20 protein-coding genes are annotated in these 18,085 nt (G+C 62.0%); 6 read left to right on the top strand and 14 right to left on the bottom strand.

The features are described from left to right. Positions 1–158: 158 nt before the first annotated feature. The 8 genes from G9X67_RS33130 to G9X67_RS33095 all read right to left on the bottom strand — a co-directional run bounded on the left by G9X67_RS33130 (position 159) and on the right by G9X67_RS33095 (position 7,100). Complete coding sequence (locus G9X67_RS33130) at positions 159–479, bottom strand: hypothetical protein (protein ID WP_138333369.1); 321 nt, start codon at positions 477–479, stop codon at positions 159–161. A 27-nt stretch (positions 480–506) separates the two neighbouring features. Further along, a complete protein-coding gene (gene omp10, locus G9X67_RS33125) occupies positions 507–875 on the bottom strand; it encodes an outer membrane lipoprotein Omp10 (protein WP_012758937.1) in 369 nt (122 codons plus the stop codon). Positions 876–1,046: 171 nt separating this feature from the next. Next, positions 1,047–2,498 (bottom strand): homospermidine synthase, encoded by a 1,452-nt coding sequence (locus G9X67_RS33120; RefSeq protein WP_138390549.1) that lies wholly within the window; start codon positions 2,496–2,498, stop codon positions 1,047–1,049. 197 nt (positions 2,499–2,695) lie between these two features. Beyond that, a complete protein-coding gene (locus G9X67_RS33115; RefSeq protein ID WP_171600647.1) occupies positions 2,696–3,061 on the bottom strand; it encodes a DUF4440 domain-containing protein in 366 nt (121 codons plus the stop codon). 17 nt (positions 3,062–3,078) lie between these two features. Further along, on the bottom strand, positions 3,079–3,363 hold the full coding sequence (locus G9X67_RS33110; protein ID WP_171600646.1) for a YciI family protein: 285 nt from the start codon (positions 3,361–3,363) through the stop codon (positions 3,079–3,081). Positions 3,364–3,365: 2 nt separating this feature from the next. After that, positions 3,366–3,995: an aminotransferase class IV family protein gene (locus tag G9X67_RS33105; RefSeq protein ID WP_171600645.1), complete on the bottom strand. Its 630-nt coding sequence runs from the start codon at positions 3,993–3,995 to the stop codon at positions 3,366–3,368. Beyond that, positions 3,992–5,152 (bottom strand): aminodeoxychorismate synthase component I, encoded by a 1,161-nt coding sequence (locus G9X67_RS33100; RefSeq protein ID WP_171600644.1) that lies wholly within the window; start codon positions 5,150–5,152, stop codon positions 3,992–3,994. Before G9X67_RS33100 ends, G9X67_RS33105 begins: the two co-directional genes overlap by 4 nt. 91 nt (positions 5,153–5,243) lie before the next feature. Continuing rightward, complete coding sequence (locus G9X67_RS33095; RefSeq protein ID WP_171600643.1) at positions 5,244–7,100, bottom strand: M3 family oligoendopeptidase; 1,857 nt, start codon at positions 7,098–7,100, stop codon at positions 5,244–5,246. 325 nt (positions 7,101–7,425) lie between these two features. On the opposite strand from G9X67_RS33095, the gene G9X67_RS33090 reads away from it, so the two are divergent. Both G9X67_RS33090 and G9X67_RS33085 read left to right on the top strand, forming a co-directional pair. Beyond that, positions 7,426–8,970: a sigma-54 dependent transcriptional regulator gene (locus tag G9X67_RS33090; protein ID WP_041936462.1), complete on the top strand. Its 1,545-nt coding sequence runs from the start codon at positions 7,426–7,428 to the stop codon at positions 8,968–8,970. 178 nt (positions 8,971–9,148) lie between these two features. Continuing rightward, the gene (locus tag G9X67_RS33085; RefSeq protein WP_171600642.1) at positions 9,149–10,999 is read left to right on the top strand and encodes a DUF882 domain-containing protein; all 1,851 of its coding nucleotides are present in this window, start codon (positions 9,149–9,151) and stop codon (positions 10,997–10,999) included. A gap of 153 nt (positions 11,000–11,152) precedes the next feature. On the opposite strand, the gene G9X67_RS33080 is transcribed toward G9X67_RS33085, so the two are convergent. From G9X67_RS33080 to G9X67_RS33070, 3 genes are all read right to left on the bottom strand, one after another. Beyond that, on the bottom strand, positions 11,153–11,416 hold the full coding sequence (locus G9X67_RS33080; RefSeq protein WP_062941535.1) for a DUF2312 domain-containing protein: 264 nt from the start codon (positions 11,414–11,416) through the stop codon (positions 11,153–11,155). Between the two features lie 91 nt (positions 11,417–11,507). Continuing rightward, positions 11,508–11,813, bottom strand: a complete 306-nt coding sequence (locus G9X67_RS33075) for a DUF1244 domain-containing protein (protein ID WP_003542852.1) — start codon at positions 11,811–11,813, stop codon at positions 11,508–11,510. Positions 11,814–11,828: 15 nt separating this feature from the next. Next, positions 11,829–12,617: an N-formylglutamate amidohydrolase gene (locus G9X67_RS33070; protein WP_171600720.1), complete on the bottom strand. Its 789-nt coding sequence runs from the start codon at positions 12,615–12,617 to the stop codon at positions 11,829–11,831. Between the two features lie 201 nt (positions 12,618–12,818). On the opposite strand from G9X67_RS33070, the gene G9X67_RS33065 reads away from it, so the two are divergent. From G9X67_RS33065 to G9X67_RS33055, 3 genes are all read left to right on the top strand, one after another. Further along, positions 12,819–13,304 (top strand): DUF1036 domain-containing protein, encoded by a 486-nt coding sequence (locus tag G9X67_RS33065; protein WP_011653476.1) that lies wholly within the window; start codon positions 12,819–12,821, stop codon positions 13,302–13,304. Then, positions 13,304–14,743 carry a pyruvate kinase gene (gene pyk, locus G9X67_RS33060; protein ID WP_003542849.1) on the top strand — a complete coding sequence of 480 codons (1,440 nt, stop codon included), beginning with the start codon at positions 13,304–13,306 and terminating at the stop codon, positions 14,741–14,743. Before G9X67_RS33065 ends, pyk begins: the two co-directional genes overlap by 1 nt. A 123-nt stretch (positions 14,744–14,866) precedes the next feature. Further along, the gene (locus G9X67_RS33055) at positions 14,867–15,502 is read left to right on the top strand and encodes a LysE family translocator (protein WP_011653474.1); all 636 of its coding nucleotides are present in this window, start codon (positions 14,867–14,869) and stop codon (positions 15,500–15,502) included. A gap of 2 nt (positions 15,503–15,504) precedes the next feature. On the opposite strand, the gene G9X67_RS33050 is transcribed toward G9X67_RS33055, so the two are convergent. Genes G9X67_RS33050 through G9X67_RS33040 form a run of 3 tightly spaced genes read right to left on the bottom strand, consistent with a single transcriptional unit; the run spans position 15,505 to position 16,879 of the window. Beyond that, entirely contained in the window at positions 15,505–16,062 is a 558-nt protein-coding gene (locus G9X67_RS33050) for a DUF4865 family protein (protein WP_171600641.1), read from the bottom strand. Beyond that, a complete protein-coding gene (locus G9X67_RS33045) occupies positions 16,059–16,463 on the bottom strand; it encodes a cupin domain-containing protein (protein ID WP_171600640.1) in 405 nt (134 codons plus the stop codon). Before G9X67_RS33045 ends, G9X67_RS33050 begins: the two co-directional genes overlap by 4 nt. Further along, positions 16,460–16,879, bottom strand: coding sequence for a tautomerase family protein (locus G9X67_RS33040; RefSeq protein WP_171600639.1), 420 nt, complete (start codon positions 16,877–16,879; stop codon positions 16,460–16,462). Before G9X67_RS33040 ends, G9X67_RS33045 begins: the two co-directional genes overlap by 4 nt. A 118-nt stretch (positions 16,880–16,997) precedes the next feature. On the opposite strand from G9X67_RS33040, the gene G9X67_RS33035 reads away from it, so the two are divergent. Further along, positions 16,998–17,894 carry a LysR substrate-binding domain-containing protein gene (locus tag G9X67_RS33035; protein ID WP_171600638.1) on the top strand — a complete coding sequence of 299 codons (897 nt, stop codon included), beginning with the start codon at positions 16,998–17,000 and terminating at the stop codon, positions 17,892–17,894. The last annotated feature ends 191 nt before the right edge of the window (positions 17,895–18,085 follow it).

The raw sequence follows: 18,085 nt of genomic DNA, 5'->3' as shown, positions 1-18,085 counted from the left end.
GAGGCGAAAGATCCCCCTGATCCCTCGCCGATCCCTTTCATTATGCGCCGGGGCGGTTTCCCGGCCTGCGGATGTTCCATCAGACGATGCACGACCGCAAGAGAAAGCTGGGCCAGGCGGGACGCTTTCCAAGGGGGCCGGGTAAAAAAGCCGGGTTCCTATCCCCGGCATTCGCCGTCGGCGGTGTTTCGATAGAGTTCGTGCACGGCCTCCGCAATATTCGGGACTATGGCGAGCGCGACGATCAAGCAGAGAAGGGAAACGAGGCGATGAAAGCGCCGGCCGGCCCGATAGGCGAGGAGCGCGCCTGCACCATAGATCAGGACTGCCGGCACGGCGAAGATCAGCACCTGCAGCGGCCCGTCGCAATCGGGAGCGGCGATGCCCTGGGCACGATATTCGTTGGCCGGTGAAACGACCGCAAGCGCCGCAAGCGGCAATGCGAGCAGCAGGATGAGATAAGAGGCGAAGGCCCGCATGGTGTGCCTAGCCTATCGCCTCATCTTTCAGCCGCGGCGGGAAAGCGTGAACTGCGCGCCGGAATCGGAGGTGCAATTGAGCTGGCTCGGGTTGACGAGGGCGCAATTGACCTTTGACTGGGTCTTGCGCACCAGCGAGGTCATGTTGATCTCCACCAGGGTCGGTGAGGTATTGATATAGGTGCCCGAGGCAAGAAGCTGGTTGCTGTCGGTCGTGCGGGTGGTGAAACTACCGCCCTGGAAGGTGGAAACGATGCCGTTCGGATCGCTCCAGTTGCCTTCGACGCCGGTGGCGGCGGGCGCGGTTGCAACCGGCAAGCGACGCGGCTCTGATGAAACGCAGGCGGCAAGAGCGGCCGCTGCACCGACAAGAACAAGACCAGTTCTGATTTTCATAAGGCTTCTCCCGGCGAATCGGCGCGGCGGACAGCCGCCAAGTTCGGGCAAAACATGGCGCGCGCCCGGCACGAAGGCAAGCCTTGGAGGGGTGGCGGGCGGCAATTATACAGCCGGCGTTACAAAAATGCCCGCCTTGCGGCGGGCATTGTCAAAGCCGTGCAGGCGTCCTCAGCGAACGAGAATGTTCCTGAACTGCCACGGATCCTTGGTGTCGATATCCTCCGGGAAGAGGCCCGGACGACCGTCGAGCGGGGTCCAGTCGGTGTAGTGGCCTTCGACCGGGCCGAGATAGGGCATCTGCACTTCGAGGCAGCGCTTGTAATCGATCTCGTCGGCTTCGACGATGCCGGCATTCGGGTTTTCCAGCGCCCAGACCATGCCGGCGAGGACGGCGGAGGTCACCTGCAGGCCGGTGGCGTTCTGGTAGGGCGCGATGCGGCGGGTTTCTTCCAGTGACAGGCGCGAGCCATACCAGTAGGCATTCTTCTCATGGCCGTAGAGCAGGACGCCGAGTTCGTCGATGCCGTCCTCCAGCTCGTCCTCGTCGAGAACGTGATGGACCGGCTGCGGCGTGCCGCCATTGCCGAACATCTCATGCAGCGAGAGAACGGCGTCGTTGGCCGGATGGTAGGCATAGTGGCAGGTCGGGCGGAAGGTCACTTCGCCGTCCTTGTCGCGGACCGTGAAAAAGTCGGCGATCGAGATCGACTCGTTGTGGGTGACGAGGAAGCCATATTGCGGGCCGGGCGTCGGGCACCAGGTGCGCACGCGGCTGTTGGCGCCCGGCTGCTCCAGGTAGATCGCCGCCTTGTTGCCCTTCTTGTGCTTCTTGGCGTTTTTCGGCATCCACTCTTCATGCGTGCCCCAGCCGAGTTCAGCCGGCTGCAGGCCTTCAGAGATGAAGCCTTCGACGGACCATGTGTTCCAGAAGACGTTGAGCGGCTTCGGATGCTTGGTGCGCTGGGTGTCGCGCTCGGCGATGTGAATGCCCTTGACGCCGACCTTCTTCATCAGCTTTGCCCAGCCTTCGCGATCGTGCTGGTCCGGCTCCTCGAACTTGAGGCCGATGTCGTTGGCGAGGTTGACGAGCGCCTGCTTGACGAACCAGGAGACCATGCCCGGATTGGCGCCGCAGGTGGAGACGGCGGTGGCGCCGCCCGGGTTCTTCGCCTTTTCCTTGCGCATGGTTTCGCGCAGCGCATAGTTGGTGCGGTCGGCATTGCTCATGCCCTTGTCGAAATAGAAGCCGAGCCAGGGCTCGACGACGGTGTCGATATAGGGAACGTCGAGTTTGCGGCAGAGCTTGATGATGTCGAGCGAGGAGGTGTCGACCGAGAGGTTGACGCAGAAGCCCTGACCTTCGCCCTCCGTCAGCAGCGGCTTCAGCAGTTCCTTGTAATTGTCCTTGGTGACATGTTCCTTGATATGGCGAACGCCGTGCTTCTTCAGGATCTCCATGTCGGAGGGCTCTTCACGAGGGTCGATGACGACCATCCGGCTCTTGTCGAATTTGAAATGGCGCTCGATCAGGGGCAGGGTGCCGCGGCCGATGGAGCCAAAGCCGATCATTACGATCGGACCGGTAATTTCGGCATATACCGGATAATTCTGTTCCGTCATTCTTTTCTCCTGTGGAAGGCGACGAAGGCGTTCAGCCCGAAGAATTGTTATGAAATTGCCGCAGAGAGTGCGAGGTGACCGGCTCTAACCATAAAACGACGTCACAATAAAGAGCGTTGACAGGGAAAGACCAAATATCGAGTGGCGATAGGGGCCGGCGAAACCGTCTTGGGGATCGGCAGACCGCATGGATTGGCTTAACCGATGACGGTGCCCTGATGGAAGAGCATGCGCCAGTGCCCCTCCTCTTCCAGCCGCCAGATGGAACTGCGCAGCGTCCGCCTTTCGCTTCCGTCGGTGTCTGTGTAAATGGCGCGGTAGGTCGCGAGCGCGATGTGCTCCGCAAGTCTTTGGGTTTCGAAATGCTCGCCGCGGGACGTTCCCGTTCGTTGCTCGGCCAAAAGACTGGGCACAATGACGTCGAAGGTATAGAGCCGTCCGGAACTGCCGATTTCACGGAAATCGCGCGAGAGCAGCGTAGTCAGCATCTCCCGCGAGGCGCGAACGGACGGGTCGAAGAGTTTTTCTTCGAGCTCCTTCAGATGGGCTGCGAGATCATCCATGATCGGCTCCTGCAAATTCAGCCCTTCAGGATTTCCAGTCCGTCGACCGCAGTCGTTACGGCAAACTCGGTGATGTCATATTCGGCAACGCCATGGATGGTGAAGGGATCGGCGGCGACATAGGCCTCGATTGCGGTGCGATCGCCGATTGCGAGGATGACGCCGCCGGTGCGCGGCACCTTGCGGCCTGAGGCGAGGAACCAGCCCTTTGCATAACCCTCCTTCACCCAGGCCATGTGCGGCTCCATGTGCCTGTCGGCTTCATCGTTGGGTTTCACATAGGTGAGCGAGAGAATGAACATGGTCAGCTCCTGACGAGGTTTGCGCGGATCAGGCCGCGCAGCGAATTGCCGATATAAAGCGTGCCGGCATCGAGATCGGCAAGCGAGATACGGCCGACGCGGGCCTGCCGCCGGCAGATGAGCTCGGTGCGCAGCACGCCGGCGAGCAGGCCGCAGGAGATCGGCGGGGTGCGCAGGATGCCGGTTCCGTCGTCCAGGAAGATCGAGGTGATGGTGCCCTCGCAGACTTCGCCGCACTCGTTCAAAAGCATGACCTCATCGGCCTCATCAGGCCGATATTCGGCCCGCGCGGCCTCGTAGACGGCACGGCGCGTGGTCTTGACGCGCAGCAGCCTGTCGGCGGAATCCAGGCGGGTCTCGGCGAGGCGGATGGTCCAGATGGCATCGGGCGCCAGGGGCACGAAAGCGGCGCTCGTCACTTCGATATGGCCCTGCGCGTCGAAGGTCAGGCGGATGCGCAGCGGACCGGCAGCACCCGCAACGGCTTCGTCGAGCTTGGCCGCGGCCTCGATCGGTGGGGGGAAACCAAGGCGACGGGCGGAGCGGGAAAGCCGGGCGAGATGCAGCCGCAGCCGGATGAAGCCCTCGCCGGGTTGCCAGAGCAGCGTCTCGATCAGCGAAAAATCGATCATCGCGCAATCCATTGGTCGCCGACAGCGAAGCGGGCCTTGAGCAGGCATTCCTCGTATTCGGCCTCGGCGGTCGAATCGAAGACGATGCCGCCGCCGACATTGAAGACGGCCCTGCCGCCCTCAAAAAGCGTGATCGTGCGGATGGCGACGGAAAAACGCATGGCGCCGGTGGGCGAGATCATGCCGATCGCCCCGCAATAGGCGTCGCGCGGGACATCCTCGAGCGCATGGAGGATTTCCATTGCCCGCATCTTCGGCGCGCCGGTGATCGAACCGCAGGGGAAGAGCGCGGAGAAGATATCGCGGATCGAAAGGTCGGGGCGGAGCCTTGCCTGGACATGGCTCACCATCTGGTGGACGGTCGGATAGGTCTCGATGTCGAAGAGCTTCGGGACGTCGAGCGTGCCGACCTCGGTGATGCGGGAGATATCGTTGCGCAGGAGATCGACGATCATGCGGTTTTCCGCTTGCGTCTTGATATCGCGGCGCATGGCCTCGATGATTTCGGCATCCTCGGCGGCAGTCGTGCCGCGTTTCGCCGTGCCCTTCATCGGATGGGTCTCGATCCAGCCCTCTTCATCGGTGCGGAAGAAAAGTTCGGGCGAACGCGAAAGGATGATCGGGCCGCCGAGATCGACTAGCGCGCCGTATTTGACCGGCTGGCGTTCGATCAGCGACCAGAAGGCGGCCCGAGGATCGCCGTTCCAGCGAGCCTCGACCGGCATGGTGAGGTTCGCCTGATAGGCGTCGCCGAGCCGCAGGTGCTGGTGGAGACGGTCGAAGCGCACTTTATATATAGGGAAATCCCAGGCGGCTTTCGGAGCGGTGAGGAATTCCTCGTTTTCGAGGCGCTGTTGTGGCTGGGCAAGCGGATGCGTATCAGCCTGCGGAGCGTCGAACACGCCGAAACAGATGAGCGGGGTCTCGCGATGTTCCCCGGCGAAGGGAGCAAGTTTTTCCTCGAAGAGGTATCCGGCCTCATAGGCCATGTAGCCGGCAAGCCATTTGCCTGCGGCCTTTGCCTGCTGCATCCGGGCAAGGCCTGCAAAAAACTCGGCGCGCGTCCTGGCAACGATGATCTCTGCCGGCTCGGCAAAAAGCATCACCTGTCCCGTCGTGTCGTCGCGGAAGAGAATAGTGGGTTGGGTTTCGGCCATCGGGCGTCTTTTCTTGGAGCGCGATCCTTCGTCCGCCTGCCGACGCCTCTCCCCGCTTGCGGGAAGAGGTTTGGCGTAGGGACGAGGCTGGTCAGGCCGACCTATCCAACGCTTCCAGTTCGTCGATCAGCCCTTCGATCATCGACAGGCCCTGGCTCCAGAACGACGGATTGGTGGCGTCGAGGCCGAAAGGCCTCAGCAGTTCCGAGTGATGCTTGGTGCCGCCGGCCCTCAGCAGTTCGAAATACTTCTCCTGAAAGCCCGTCTCGGCCTTCTGGTAGACGGCATAGAGCGAATTCACCAGGCAATCGCCGAAGGCATAGGCGTAGACATAGAAGGGCGAGTGGATGAAGTGGGGGATATAGGCCCAATAAGTCTCGTAACCTTCAGAAATGTTGATCGCCGGCCCAAGGCTTTCCGACTGGACGGAGAGCCAGAGTTCGCCGATGTCGTCGGCTGTGAGTTCGCCAGCCTTGCGGGCGGTGTGCAGCTTGCGCTCGAATTCGTAGAAGGCGATCTGGCGCACGACCGTGTTGATCATGTCCTCGACCTTCTGGGCAAGCATCGCCTTGCGCTCGCGCGTATCGGTGGTCTTTTGCAGCAGCGCGCGAAAGGTCAGCATCTCGCCGAACACGGAAGCGGTTTCGGCAAGCGTCAGCGGCGTCTGGCACATCAGCGCCCCTTGCGCACCGGCGAGAACCTGATGCACGCCGTGCCCGAGTTCATGGGCAAGGGTCATCACATCGCGCGGCTTGCCCATATAATTGACGAGCACATAGGGATGGGCGGAAGGAACCGTCGGATGGGCGAAGGCGCCGGGCGCCTTGCCGGCACGAACCGGAGCATCGATCCACTGTTCGTCGAAGAACCGCCTGGCGATATCAGCCATCTCGGGGGCAAAATTGCCATAAGCCGAAAGCACCGTGTCCTTCGCCTCCGGCCAGGAGATGATGGCACTGGAGGTTTCCGGAAGAGGCGCGTTGCGGTCCCAGAAATTCATCTGCTCCATGCCGAGCCATTTCGCCTTCATCTTGTAATAGCGATGCGAAAGGCGGGGATAGGCTTCGCGGACGGCTGCGGCCAGCGCATCGACGACCTCGCGCTCGACGCGATTTGCCAGGTGTCGGCTGTCTGCGATGTCCTCGAAGCCGCGCCAGCGGTCGGCGATCTCCTTGTCCTTGGCAAGCGTGTTGGTAATCAGCGTAAAGGTGCGGATATTCGCCTTGAAGGTTTCGGCGAGCGCCATAGCTGCCTTGCGGCGTACTTCCGGATCCTTTTCCTGCAGCTTGTTCAACGCCACTTCGAGCGGCACTTTCTCGCCATCGATGTCGTAGCGAAGTTCCGCCATGGTTTCGTCGAAGAGGCGGTTAAAGGCGGCGGCCGAGGTCATCGACTTCTCGAGGAAGAGCTGTTCCAGCCTGTCGTCGAGCTGGTAGGGCTTGTCCTTCCTGAGGTCGAGCAGCCATGGGCGATAATGTCCGGCGGCAGGATCATTCGCCATGCAGGCGTCGATCACCGCGTCGTCGATGCGGTTCAGTTCCAGCGCGAAGAATAGGAGATGGCCGGAAAATTCGGTGATCTTGGCCTGTACGTCGCCGTAGAGCTTGCCGTTTGCCGGGTTAGTGGTGTCGGAGAAATAGGTGAGGCCGGCAAAGGAGCCGAGACGGCCGATGATGTCATCCAGCGCCTCATATTCCTTCAGCGCCGCGCCGATGCCGTCAGCGCCGGTCTTCGTCGCCGCCTCAGTGAGTGTGCCCTTCCACTTTTCTTCAAAGGCGATCGCGGCCTTGCCGGCCTTTTCCATGTCGGCGACGAAGGCGGTGGATGTGGCGGAGGGATAAAGATCCTGCAGCTTCCAGACCGGCAGATCGCCGAGCGCCGCATCGGCGGCCCCAGCTGGCGCTGCCGCCGATAGAAGAAGGCCGGCGTGCGGGAGCTTGTTTTTCATGAGCGCAATTCCTCTCCACTTTTATAACAGGTCTGCCGTAACAGGTCAGCTTGTCTACCGCATCGGCCCGAAAATCGGAATCGATTTTCGGAAAGCACGATGCGTCGATTGAAAGTGTTACAGCTTCCTTTGCGCGTCTGAAAAGACGCGCGGCGCTGTAAGCGTGCTAACGCCCGGCATCAAGGGGTTTTCGGCGTATGAAAGGCCTCGCTTCGGCACGAAAACGACCCGTTACAATCGTTAAAATGCAATTATTTCTCAAAACTGGATGTTCAAGCCTTGCTGTCAGAGTGCGCTTTATGGTTTCGCATGAAGTGAGGCGACAATGACCGGTTACAATGAGCTCAAGGGAGCAGGGCAAATCCTCGTGGTCGAGGACGACCCCGTGCAGCGCCGCCTGCTCAAGAACGCAATCGAGCGTCACGGCCATGTCGTGCACCAGGCGGAAAATGGCCGCATCGGCCTGGAAATGGTCAAACGCGACAGCGGCCTTTTCAACGTCATCGTGCTCGACTTGATGATGCCGGAGATGACAGGCCTCGAATTCCTCGATGCGCTTCATGAATTCGGCACGCAGATCCCCGTCATCGTGCAGACGGGGCAGGGCGGCATCGAGACGGTGGTGCAGGCGATGCGCGCCGGCGCCTTCGATTTTGTCGTCAAGCCGGTCTCGCCTGAACGCATCGCCACTTCGATCTCGAATGCAATGAAGCTCGACCAGCGCGAGGTGAAGGCACGGGCCGGACGCCGGTCGCGCTCAGGCTCGGTTGGCTTCGACGATATCGTCTCGGCAAGCCCGGCGATGCTCCGTGTCATCGATCTCGCCCAGCGGGCGGCTCAGTCCAACATTCCGGTCGTGCTCGAAGGCGAATCCGGCGTCGGCAAGGAACTGGTGGCGCGCGCCATCCAGTCCGGCGGCGACCGCTCGAACAAGCCCTTCGTCACGGTCAATTGCGGGGCGATCCCGCATAATCTGGTCGAAAGCATTCTCTTCGGTCACGAGAAGGGCGCGTTTACCGGCGCGACCGAGCGTCATATCGGCAAATTCATGGAAGCCGATGGCGGCACCATCTTCCTCGACGAGATCGGCGATCTGCCGCTCGAGGTGCAGGTGAAGCTTCTGCGTGCCGTGCAGCAGGGCGAGATCGAGACCGTCGGTGCCCGCACCGCGCACAAGGTCAATGTCCGGCTGATCTCGGCGACCAACAAGGATCTGATCGAGGAGGTCAAGAACGGCCATTTCCGCGAGGATCTCTACTATCGCCTCAACGTCTTCCCGATCACCATTCCGGCGCTGCGCAAACGCAAGGAAGACATTCCGCATCTGGTGCGCGTCTTTGCCGACCGCTTCTCCAGCGAGCAGAAGAACGGCCGCCGCATGACGGTGAATGCCGGCACGCTGGCTTTGCTGACCGCCTATGACTGGCCGGGTAATATCCGCCAGCTCGAAAACGCGATCTTCCGCGCGGTCGTTCTGGCCGAAGGACCTGAGTTGACCGAGGCTGATTTCCCGCAGATCGCCGCCCAGCTTCCGGAATATGACGTGGTGGATCACCTGGCACTAGTTGCCGACAATACCGGCCTCGATCCTGACAATGGCTATGGCGAGGACTTCAGGGCGTCGATGTCGGGAGAGGTGCACCACCGCCTGTCCGAGGCCTCGGAAAACGCGATCGCCAGCGTCAATCCTGCCGGAGACGTGCGCAAGCTTGCCGATGTCGAGGAGGAACTCATCCGATTCGCGCTCAAATTCTATCGCGGGCAGATGAGTCAAGTAGCGCGCAAACTTGGCATCGGCCGATCCACACTTTATCGCAAGCTCAAGGACTACGGCATAGACCCTGACAATCCCCAGAAAGATGCGGCTTAAGCGCTTTTCCTTAAGATTAAGGCAACCACGTTTTGTTACTAGTCATAAACCACTTGTTAGTGGCGCGTTCACTATGTAAAGAAAAGGTTGATCATGTGTGGCATTTTTGCCATCGTGTGACCGCATTTGACAGTCATCTGAGACAGTACGGGACATTGTCTGTCTGACGGGGATCGAGTTGCCGAATCTGAATGGGAATTCCAAGCCTTCGCGCTTGAGCTGGCGTTTGTTGTGCGCCGACATTTGCGGAAAGGCAATAAGGACGGTAGCGGCCGCCCTTCTTGCGCTCGCGGTTTCCTCACCGGTATTCGTTGGTACGCCTTCGCAGGCAGCGGGCGACACCCGCAGCCTCAAGCTCTATTTCATTCATACCGGCGAAAAAGCCGTCATCACCTACAAGCGTAACGGCAAGTTCGACCCCAAGGGTCTGGAGCAGCTGAACCGCTTCCTGCGCGATTGGCGCAAGAACCAGCCGACGAAGATGGACCCGCGCCTGTTCGACCTGATCTGGGAAGTCTATCGCCAGAGCGGTTCGAGGGATTACATCAACGTCGTCTGCGGCTTCCGCTCGCCGGGGACCAACGAGATGCTGCGCGGCCGCTCGCGCAAATCCGGCGTCGCCGAAAAGAGCCAGCATATGCTCGGCAAGGCGATGGACTTCTTCATTCCCGACGTCAAACTCGCGACGTTGCGCGGCATCGGCATGAAGATGCAGGTCGGCGGCGTCGGCTTCTATCCGAAATCGGGCTCGCCCTTCGTGCATATGGATGTCGGCGGCGTTCGCGCCTGGCCGCGCATGAGCCGCGACGAACTCGTCAGGCTTTTCCCCAACGGCAACACCATCCATATTCCGGCCGACGGCAAGCCGCTGCCGGGCTACCAGCAGGCGATGGCCGACTACAAGCGCCGCGCCAGCGGCCCGCAGATTCAGATCGCCAGCGCTTCCGAATCGGCGGCGCCGAAGCACAAGACGCTGTTTGCCGCGCTCTTTGGCGGCGGAGCGGACGAGCAGGAAGACGAGTCGGATGATTCCACGCCTGTCGCCGTCGCCAAGGCGACGCCGCCTAAGGCCGAGCCTGCTCCTGCTGAGCCGCAGCAGACCGAAGTCGCCGATCTGAACGCGCCGGTGCCGCAGGTTCGCCCCGCATTCAGCAACCAGCCGGCGGCCAGCGAAGTGGCGAATGCACTCGTCGCGCCGCCTTCGGGTAATGCCGCACAGCAGGCTCTTGCGGCGGCCCTTCCGGCCGATCAGGCCCAGCCGCAGCAGTTCGCCGATCTCAGCGCCTACAGCATTCCGGTTCCCTCGCTTCTCGGTCAGCGCCGCGCGCCTGGCGACGCCGAGGTTGCGTCGACCGATCCCGTGCTGACGGGCGCGAATGCGCTGCCGGTTCCGACGCCGATCGAACGCCCTTCCGTTGCCGAGAACCTTCTTGCAGCGGCCGATGCCGATCCGGAGGCAGACGCCGACGAAGCCGACCAGGACGCGCTCTCTCCTGCGGTCGCCGATGCGCTCGACCAGCAGCGGAACGAGGATGCGGAAAGGCAGATCGCGTCCAGGGCGGCGCCGCAGACGGTCGAGCAGGCCATCAACGCCGCGATGACGCAAAAGGCGGCTGCCGCAAAGCCACCGCTCGAACTCGCGGCGTTGGCGCCGATGACCAAAACGGCTAGCTTTGGCGACGGCTTCGACGAACCGGCTGTCGAAAGCGCCGTGGCGCAGGGGCTTCCCGCCAAGGGTGGTCGCCCGACCCATAAGGAAGCCGCGGCAGCGGATGCCAGCCGCACGACGGTGCGCACTGAGCCGAAGCTGACGGAAAAGATGATCTCGCAGTGGGCGCTCACCAATGCCCGCCTGGAAATGGCCTCCAAGCAGGTCAAGGCGCCGCGGTTCGTCAGCCAGACGATGCGCGCCCAGCCGACCGCCGTCTATGCCGAGGGCTTCAACGTCAAGACCGCTTCGGTCGACCCGGCCCGCTTCAGCGGCACGGCTGTGAATTTCATGGAAGTGCGCAAGTTCAACACGAACTGAGCCTGCCGATTACGGAATGTCGAAACCGCCGGAGCGATCCGGCGGTTTTTCTTTTTGCTGTTTCGATGGAGCGAGATGGCCGTTCCGCCTTGCGCGCAAAAGAAAAGCCGCCGAAAGGCCCGGCGGCTTGTCGATATCGGCGATGTGGGCGGATCAGGCCTCCGGCGGCGACTCGATCATGCCGAGCGCGAGCAGGTAGGTGTCGAGGATTGCTTCCTCTTCCATGCGTTCCTGCTCGTCCTTCTTGCGCAGCGCCACGACCTTCTTCAGGATCTTGGTATCGAAGCCCATTCCCTTGGCTTCGCCATAGACGTCCTTGATGTCGTCGGCGATGGTCTTCTTTTCTTCTTCCAGCCGTTCAATGCGCTCGATGAAAGCGCGAAGCTGATCGCGGGCGACGCCATGAGCATCAGACATCGTGTTCTCCTGGTTTTTCGGTGATCAATTTTGGATGCCAGTGACTGCCGCGAAGCGGCGTCACGGTCAAGCCTGTTCGCGGCCAGCCACGCTATTTGTGTGGATTGTTCAGTTCAAAAGCAGCCTTTTGCACAGGCGACGCCTCGTTCTGGTGAAGATTCTTCCAGTCCTCATAGGACATGCCATAGACCATTTCGCGCGATTCGTCCCTGGTCACCGGGACACCTTCGGCCTCGGCGGCTTCGCGATACCAGTTCGACAGGCAGTTGCGGCAGAAGCCGGCCAGATTCATCAGATCGATGTTCTGAACGTCGCTGCGCTCACGAAGATGTGCGACGAGGCGGCGGAAGGCGGCAGCTTCGAATTCGGTCTGTTGTTCCTTGCTGAGCGCGGTCATCTTGCTTCCTTTCTTTCAATAGGGGCCGGTGCGTGACAGGTGGACGTCGTATCCGTGCAAGGCGGGATCGGCATTCATCGCCGCAAAGATCGGCGCCAGGCGTTCGGCCCATGCTGATATGCCGGTCTCGTCTCCGATCAGGTCCTGCCGCACCTCGAGCAGCGCATGCGGAATGCCTGTGATCATGCAATGGCGGTACATGGTATCGCCCTTCAGTGCGCCGTCATAGGGTTCGTTGTCGCCAACGGCGAGATCGGGGTCGGCGCGCAGCATGTCGAGCAGCGGGCCGACGGCGCGATGGTCGCTATCCCAAAGCACGGCGGCGTGCCACGGACGGGGAATGCCTTTCCAGGCCGGCGTGAAGGAGTGCAGCGACAGCACCAGCGGCGCCCTACCGGTGGCATTCGCCACGCTGTCGATCGTTGCGGCGACAGCGTCGTGATAGGGGCGGTGGAAGGTTTCGATGCGGTAGTCCCATTCCTGCGGTGTGATCGGATGATTGCCTGATATGACGGCGCCGTCGGAGATCTTCATGATCAGCGTCGGATCGTCTTCGCCGCGATTCGGATCGATCAGCAGACGCGAAAAGCCGCCGAGCACGGCAGGAACGCCGAGTTTCGCCGAAAGCTGTCGCGTCAGGCCCTCGATGCCGATGTCATAGGCGATGTGGCGGGCGAAGGCCGCCTCGGGCAGTCCGAGCCGGCCATATCGCGCGGGAAGGCGGTTCATCGCGTGATCTGCGAGGATCACCATGCCTTTGTCATGTTTGCCGGATAGGATTTCGAAGGATTGGAAGTCGTCCATCAGGGAATTGCCGTTTGTCATTGCGCCGTCGGGCGCAGTGATCGCATGCACCTGCGGCAGGTTCAAGCGCGGCAGGGTGGGGAGAGGTTGAGTCGGACCCTCGACGGTGGTTATGAAAGGAAATATAATCGATTAGCATTGCGTTGACTTTCGCTTGACGGCGGCGCAAGAAGACACGGATACGAATAACCGTGGAGCTATTTGGGAGCCGTGTTGATCCAAGCCGCGCCAAGTTTCCTCACGCGGTCCGGACCGCTGGTCCGTCTCGCTCTGTTCGCTCTTGCAGCCGCCATGCCGTTTTTCATCGCAGATGCCGCACGCGCCGATTTTCGCGTCTGCAACGGAACACAGAATCTCGTCGGCGTTGCGATCGGATACCGGGCCAAGGATGGCTGGGTGACGGAGGGCTGGTGGCAGGTGCCGGCAACGACCTGCGCCACGCTGATCGAGGGAGAATTGCAGTCGCGTTATTATTACCTCTACGCAGAGGACGCCGCCCGGGGAGGACGATGGACGGGTGACGTGCAGATGTGCGTGGCGGAAAATGAATTCAAGATCTCGGGTGTGCAGGATTGTTATGCCCGCGGTTACCAGAAGATGGGATTCAAGGAATATGATACGGGCCGCCAGGGTAGCTGGATGGTTCAGCTCTCCGACACCCCAGGGACGCAAGAAAGCCAGAATTGATGAAGCGTAATCGCAAAGTTAAAATCCTCGCCACCCTCGGGCCAGCCTCCTCCGAGGAATCGATGATCGAGAAGCTGCACCAGGCTGGTGCCGATGTCTTCCGCATCAACATGAGCCATGCGAGCCACGACATGATGCGTATGCTCATCCAGCGCATCCGCTCGGTCGAGGCGCGCTCCGGCCGGCCGATCGGCATTCTCGCCGACCTGCAGGGACCGAAACTGCGTGTCGGCAAGTTCGTCGACGGCAAGGTGGATCTGAAGCCCGGCCAGACCTTCACGCTCGACAACAACGAAGCCCTCGGCGACCAGAACCGCGTCTATTTGCCGCACCCCGAGATCCTGGAGTCGGTACAGCCCGGCCACCGTCTGCTGATCGATGACGGCAAGCTCGCCCTGCGCGCAGAAAAATGCGACGGCAAGAGCATCGTCACGACTGTTATTTCGGGCACGCGCATCTCCGACCGCAAGGGCGTCAGCCTTCCCGACACGCTGCTCGGCGTCGGCGCGCTGACGGACAAGGACCGTGCCGATCTCGATGCAGTGCTTGCCACCGACGATGTCGACTGGGTGGCGCTTTCCTTCGTCCAGCGTCCCGACGACCTTGCCGAAGTGCGCAAGATCGCCCGCGGCCGCGTCGGCCTGATGTCGAAGATCGAAAAGCCGCAGGCTCTCGAGCGCATCGAGGAAATTATCGAACTGTCAGACGCATTGATGGTCGCCCGCGGCGATCTCGGCGTCGAAATGCCGCTCGAATCGGTTCCCGGCATCCAGAAGCAGCTGATCCGCGCCTGCCGCCGTTCGGGCAAGCCGGTGGTCGTTGCCACGCAGATGCTGGAATCGATGATCTCCGCGCCGGTGCCGACACGCGCCGAAGTTTCCGACGTCGCGACCGCCGTCTTCGAAGGTGCGGATGCCGTCATGCTCTCGGCCGAATCGGCCTCGGGCGACTATCCCGTCGAAGCTGTGACGACGATGGCGTCGATTGCCACCGCCATCGAGCGCGAGCCGCATTATCCCGGCATCATCTATGCCCAGCGTGCCCAGCCGGAAGCGACCGGTGCCGATGCGATCTCGCTGGCCGCCCGTCAGATTGCCGAAACGCTGAAGCTGTCGGCGATCGTCTGTTATACCTCGTCGGGCACCACAGGCCTTCGCGCTTCGCGCGAGCGTCCGCAGGTGCCGATCCTGGCGCTGTCGCCGATCATCAAGACGGCGCGCCGCCTTGCCGTCGTCTGGGGCCTGCATTGCGTCGTCACCCATGACGCGACCGATCTCGACGACATGGTCAACCGCGCCTGCCGCATCGTCGCCGACGAAGGCTTCGGCAAGCCGGGCGACCGCATCATCATCTCGGCCGGTGTGCCGCTCGGCACGCCCGGCGCCACCAACATGATCCGCATCGCCTATATCGGCTCCGACGGCCAGAGCGGTGTCTGATCCAATTGCATGGATTCTAGAGCCCGCTGCCTGAAACGGCGGCGGGCTTTTTCGTTCATGGGCCGGCATTGCCAAAGGCGGCGGCGCATGCAAGTTTCGATATTCTGGGTTCGGAGGAGCACTATGGATATCGTCACGCTTCTGGCTTTTGCAGCTGTTTCCTTCGTTGGCATCGCGACACCCGGACCGACCGTGCTGCTTGCGCTGACCAACGGCTCTCGGCATGGCCTGCGCCGGGCAGTTGCCGGCATGATCGGCGCGGTGCTGTCCGATTTCGTGCTGATCGGCGCCGTCGCGATCGGGCTCGGTGCACTGCTCGCCGCATCGGAATTCTGGTTTTCGATGCTGAAATGGGCGGGTGCCGCCTATCTCGCTTTTCTGGGCATCATGCTGCTGCGTTCGAAGGGCACGATCGATGCGGCGTTGAAGTCCGGAGCGCCTGCGGGCGCGACATCGCCCTTCTCGATCGGACTGAAGAGTTTTATGGTCGCGGCGACCAATCCGAAGGGCTACCTGTTCTTCTCGGCCTTCCTGCCGCAGTTCATCGATCCTACCATGCCGCAGGCGACGCAATATATGCTGCTCGCCCTTGTCTTTGCCGCGCTCGATTTCCTCATCATGTTCGGCTACGCCTTTTTCGGTTCGCAGGCGGTGCGTTTCCTGAAAACCTCGGGCGCCATGTGGCTGGAGCGGGCCTGTGGTGGCGCGCTGCTGGCGCTCGCCGGCTCGCTGGCCTTCTATCGCCGGGCAACCGTCTGAGTTCAGGGTCGAGGCAGGGATAGATGACCGACGCGATAGGCTTGCGTTTGCTCACCGATCTCGGGAAGCTCCCGCCAAAGCCTGAAGCGTACCCGCGTCCAGCTTGTCGGTTCGAAGCCGGAGACGGAGGCGAGTGCGCCGCCTGTCGCCAGGTCTGCTTCGGCCGCCGCGCTTTCGGCGCGGCGAATATCGGCGAGCGGCGCGTAGGGCTGCGTCTGCTGGATATCGCGTGTTGCGAACCTTGCCGCGGCGATGTCGGATGAGACTTCCGACCGCCAGACGATCCAAGTCCTCACCCGCGGCCAGCCGAAGGCACCGGTCAGCGTCTCGAAGCCCGGACCGCAGAGGAAGTCGCTTGCCCCTTCCGGCTTCTGCCAGAGATAGAAGGGCGCATAGAGATTGTCGCGGCTGCGGAACTCCCCCTTGCGGGCGCTGAGATAGGCTTTGAAGCCGAGATTGGGAAAGCCGTCGAGCAGCGGTCCCTTGTCGCGGATGCGGCGGTCGATGATCGACATGTCGTAATCGGCGGGCAGGGTGAAGCTGTACTGCATGGCGATCATGATTGTGCCTCCACCGGTCGCAGCCATTCGACGACGCTGCCGTTTTCCGCCGGCTGGAGGCTGATATAACTGAGGGGGCTGTCATCGGCCGCGCCATGCCAGTGGCGCTCGCCGGGTGCAAACCAGACGGCATCGCCGGCACGCAATGTTTCGATCGGGCCGCCCTCGCTCTGCGCCAACCCATGGCCCGAAAGCACATAGAGCAGTTGGCCCCTGGGATGTGTGTGCCAGCGGGTGATCGTTCCGGGATCGAGCGTGGCGCGCATTGCGGTGTTTTCGCCGTCGGCGCTGCCTTCGAGCAGCATCTCGACCCAGAAAGGCGACGTTGCGACGCCCTCCGGCGAGCGGATCGCCTTGCCAGGGCGTCTAACAGTCATGGTCTTCGGGTTCGAAGCGCTCATTGCCGGGCTCCAGGCACACGGAGCCGCCAGTCTGGGTCGGTCATCTGGGCAATGCCATTACCGAAGGACCAGTCTTCTGGTGTGCTGGTGCTGATGACGATCATTACGTCCTCCGGCCGGAGGCCCGGCGATTGCGCCAGGAGATCGGCGAGGCGCCGATAGAGCGCTGCCTTCATCTCGCCGGTGCGAGGCCTGCCGATCGTGATCGAGATGTAGACGAAGTTGTCCGAGCGCGGGCCGGCGAGATAGCTGCGATCGAAGATCAGCTCGTTCTGGTCATGCTGATGGATGGCCTGGAAACGGTCGTTTTCGGGCACGTCGAAGGTCTCGACCAGGGCGCGCTGGATGTTGTCGGCCAGTGCCATGAGGTAGTCCGGCGACTTGCCTTTGCGAAGGGAAATGCGAACGAAGGGCATCGGGATCTCCATGGTTTAGGCCGTCCGTCGGCCTTGACAGCAGAACCATCGCACGGCACGATGATGCTGAAAATCAGAATTTTATGGAATAATGGTCCTTAAAAACGGGATTAATGCGATGCGACGGATGACCTTCGATCTCGATGTGCTTCGAACCTTTTCGACCGGCATGGAACTCGGCAACTTCGCCAAGGCGGCCGAGCGGCTTGGGCGTTCGACCTCGGCAGTGAGTGCGCAGCTGAAGAAGTTGGAGGAGCAGGCGGGCACGCCGATCTTCCGTAAGGCGGGGCGCGGACTGGCGCTGACCGATGCCGGCGAGACGATGCTCGGTTATGCCAGGCGGCTGCTGGAACTCAACGACGAGGCGGCTGCTGCCGTCAACAGCGTCGAGCTGGAAGGCTGGGTGCGGCTCGGCCTGCAGGAGGATTTCGGCGAGACCCTGCTGCCTGATGTGCTCGGCCGCTTCGCGCGCGCTCATCCGAAGGTCCGGATCGAAGCGCGGGTGGTGCGCAATGCCGAACTGCTCGAGCGCGTCACATCGGGCAAACTCGATCTCGCGCTTGCCTGGAGTGACGGCACGCTGACGGCGCATTGCGAGCGGATCGGCGAAGTGCCGATGCGCTGGATCGGACCTTCCGAGGGGCCGCCGGCCTGGCAAGCCGCAAGCGGTGAGCCGATGCCGCTCGCTTCGCTGGAGGCGCCGTGTCTGTTACGCAGCGCCGCGACCAAGGCGCTGGATGAGGCGGGTATCTCCTGGCGGCTCGCCTTCGTCAGTCCCAGTCTCGGCGGTCTCTGGGCCGCGACGGCGGCAGGCCTCGGTCTCACCATCCGCACGCCGATCGGCCTGCCGGCGAAGGTCCGGCCGCTCGCGCCGGAGACCATCGGCTTGCCGGATTTGCCCAAGCTCGGTCTGGTCCTGCATCGGGCGGAAGCCGAACCGCAACCGGCTGCGGCCCGGCTTGCCGAGCTCGTGCTTCAGTCCGTGCAGGGCGCGCTGCGCGAGGTGTCGGCTTGACATCTCCGCATTGACCCCTCGGGCGCAAGCCTGTAGCCTCGAACCGCTATGAAGACGTTCACCCTCAATATCGCTTCGGTCTTCTTCTTGAGCCTCTAAGGCTCTGCCTTCGGGCATTAGAAGATGCGGCCGCTGACCAGCCTTCGTGGTTGGCGCGTTGCCGTGGATGTAACCACCCTGCATCTGGCCAA

This window comes from Rhizobium sp. WYCCWR 11152, from assembly GCF_013087615.1.
In the GTDB taxonomy this organism is placed as follows: Bacteria; Pseudomonadota; Alphaproteobacteria; order Rhizobiales; family Rhizobiaceae; genus Rhizobium; species Rhizobium indicum.
Note: the sequence above shows the minus strand (reverse complement) of the source record. Positions and strands in the feature narration are given on the sequence as shown.